Origin of the sequence: Azoarcus indigens (genome assembly GCF_004361735.1) — a bacterium.
Lineage (GTDB): Bacteria > Pseudomonadota > Gammaproteobacteria > Burkholderiales > Rhodocyclaceae > Azoarcus > Azoarcus indigens.
On the sequence record NZ_SNVV01000057.1, the window covers coordinates 1 to 2675 of the forward strand.

3 protein-coding genes are annotated in these 2675 nt (G+C 68.8%); all 3 read right to left on the reverse strand.

Going from position 1 to position 2675, the window contains the following annotated elements:
- Positions 1 to 1220, reverse strand: a 1220-nt coding sequence (locus C7389_RS24595) for an NAD(P)(+) transhydrogenase (Re/Si-specific) subunit beta (protein ID WP_133595298.1), incomplete at its 3' end; no start/stop codon positions are given.
- The gene (locus C7389_RS24600; RefSeq protein ID WP_133595299.1) at positions 1217 to 1531 is read right to left on the reverse strand and encodes an NAD(P) transhydrogenase subunit alpha part 2; all 315 of its coding nucleotides are present in this window, start codon (positions 1529 to 1531) and stop codon (positions 1217 to 1219) included. The genes C7389_RS24595 and C7389_RS24600, both read right to left, overlap by 4 nt.
- 14 nt (positions 1532 to 1545) lie before the next feature.
- A complete protein-coding gene (locus C7389_RS24605; protein ID WP_133595300.1) occupies positions 1546 to 2670 on the reverse strand; it encodes an NAD(P) transhydrogenase subunit alpha in 1125 nt (374 codons plus the stop codon).
- Positions 2671 to 2675 lie beyond the last annotated feature (5 nt).

A 2675-nucleotide genomic window follows, 5' to 3' on the forward strand; every position in this document is an offset into this window, starting at 1 on the left:
TCCACGTTCAGGATGGGCATGCCGTAGATCGGGCTGCTCTTGTCGGTGCGCGCCACCGGATTGACCACGTCGTTGGCGCCGATCACCAGCGCCACGTCCGCCTGCGGGAAGTCGGCGTTGATCTCTTCCAGGTCGAAGATCTTGTCGTAGGGCACCCCGGCCTCGGCCAGCAGCACGTTCATGTGGCCCGGCATGCGGCCCGCCACCGGGTGGATGGCGAAGACGACTTCGACGCCGCCTTCTTCCAGCAGCTGCGCCATCTCCCACACCTTGTGCTGGGCGCCGGCCACCGCCATGCCGTAGCCGGGCACGATGACGACCTTGCTGGCGTAGCGCATCACCGAGGCGGCATCGAGCGCGGAGAACTCGCGCATGCTGCCTTCGATGCGCTCGCCGCCGCCGGCGGCGGCCCCGCTGAGGGGGGTGAAGAGCACGTTGGAGATGGGCCGGTTCATGGCCCGGGCCATGAGCTGGGTGAGCAGCGTCCCGGAGGCGCCGACGACGATGCCGGCGACGATCAGCGCCGGGTTGCCCAGCACATAGCCTTCGAAGCCGACGGCCAGGCCGGTGAAGGCGTTCAGGAGCGAGATCACCACCGGCATGTCGGCGCCGCCGATCGGGCTGGTGAGGATGACGCCCAGCAGCAGGGCGAGCACGAAGAAGGCGATGACCAGGCCGGGCTGGAGGCGGTCGGCGGCGACGATCAGGCCGCCGAGCCCGATCACGCTCAGGGCGAGCAGCACGTTCACCGCGTTCTGCGCCGGCAGCCGCCAGGCTTTCTTCATGATGCCTTGCAGCTTGGCGAAGGCGATGCAGGAGCCGGAGAAGGCGACCGAGCCGATGAGGGCGCCGAGCACCGCGAGGAGGGTGACGACGGTGCCGTGGATTTCGCCGCGGGCGAATTCCAGCGCGGCGATGGCCGCCGCCGCCCCGCCGCCCATGCCGTTGTAGATGGCGACCATCTGCGGCATGTCGGTCATCTTGACGGTCTTGCCGCTCCACCAGGCCACCACGGCGCCGGCGACGATGGCGACGAGCATCAGGCCGACGTTGTGCAGGCCGGGGGTGGCGAAGGTGACCAGGGTGGCGAAGACCATGGCGATGCCGCCCCAGACGATGCCGCGCCGGGCGGTGACCGGGGAGCTCATGGCCTTGAGGGCGAGGATGAAGACGACGGCGACGGCGAAGTAGGACGCGTCGATGAACCACTTGGCGGTCATTGTGCGCCTCCCTTCTTGGCTTCCTTGTTGCCGCTCTTGTTGAACATGGCGAGCATGCGTTCGGTGACGACGTAGCCGCCGGCGGCGTTGGCGGCGCCGAGGAAGACGGCGACGAAGCCGATCGCCAGCTGCAGCGGGCTGTCGGCGTCGGCGTGGCCGAGCACCACCATGGCGCCCACCAGCACGACGCCGTGGACGAAGTTGGAGCCGGACATCAGCGGGGTGTGCAGGATGACCGGCACGCGGGAGATGACTTCATAGCCGGTGAATGCGGCCAGCATGAAGATGTACAGGGCGGTAAAGCCTTCCATGGGTGGGGCGCTCCTTACAGGCCGAGGGCGGCTTTGACGCCGGCGTGGCGGACTTCGCCGGCGTGGGTGAGGCAGCTGCCGGCCATCACTTCGTCTTCCCAGTCGAGGGCGAGGGTGCCGTCCTTGATGAAGGGGGAGATGAAGTTGTAGAGGTTCTTGGCGAGCATTTCGGAGGCGTGCACCGGCATGCGGCTGGGGATGTGGGTGGGGCCGATGACGAGCACTTCGCCGATCCAGGTCTTTTCCCCGGCGATGGTGCCTTCGACGTTGCCCCCGGTCTCGGCGGCCATGTCGACGACGACCGCGCCCGGCTTCATGCGCGCGACCATGTCGGCGGTGATGATGCGCGGGGCGCGCTTGCCGGGGATGGCGGCGGTGGTGATGAGGGCGTCGCACTGGGCGACGGCCTTGCCCAGTCTTTCCGCTTGCCTGGCCTTTTCTTCGTCGGTGAGTTCGCGGGCGTAGCCGCCGGTGCCGGCAGCGGCAACACCGGTGTCGACGAAGCGCGCGCCCAGCGATTCGATCTGTTCGCGGGTTTCGGGGCGCACGTCATAGGCTTCGACCTGGGCGCCGATGCGCCGGGCGGTGGCGATGGCCTGCAGGCCGGCCACGCCGGCGCCGATCACCAGCACCTTGGCCGGGCGGATAGTGCCGGCGGCGTAGGTGAGCATGGGAAAGAACTTGGGGCTGTGGTCGGCGGCGATCAGCGCACACTCGTAGCCCGCCACCGCGGCCTGGCTGGAGAGCACGTCCATGCTCTGGGCACGCGAGATGCGCGGCAAGAGTTCGAGCGCGAAGGCGGTGATCTGCTTTTGCTGCAGGAGCTTCACGCGCTCGGCATCGGCCCAGGGTTGCAGCATGCCGACCAGCACGCTGCCCGGCTTCATGGCGGCGAGGGACTCGGCCGGCGGCGGCTGCACGCACAGCACGAGGTCGGCGCCGCTGTAGACACTGGCGGCGTCGGCCGACCAGCTCACGCCGGCGAAGGCGTCGTCGCCGTAGTGCGCCGGGCGCCCGGCGCCTTGTTGCATCTGCAGCACAACGCCCAGGCTCTGGTATTTCTTCAGCACGTCCGGCACCACCGGCAGGCGGCGTTCGCCTGCGAGCGTCTCCGACGCGACTCCTAGCAACAATGGCATCGAGG

Coding starts and splice junctions, on each gene's coding strand:
- C7389_RS24600 (WP_133595299.1), bottom strand. CDS start 1,531: ATGGAAGGCTTTACCGCCCTGTACATCTTCATGCTGGCCGCATTCACC.
- C7389_RS24605 (WP_133595300.1), bottom strand. CDS start 2,670: ATGCCATTGTTGCTAGGAGTCGCGTCGGAGACGCTCGCAGGCGAACGC.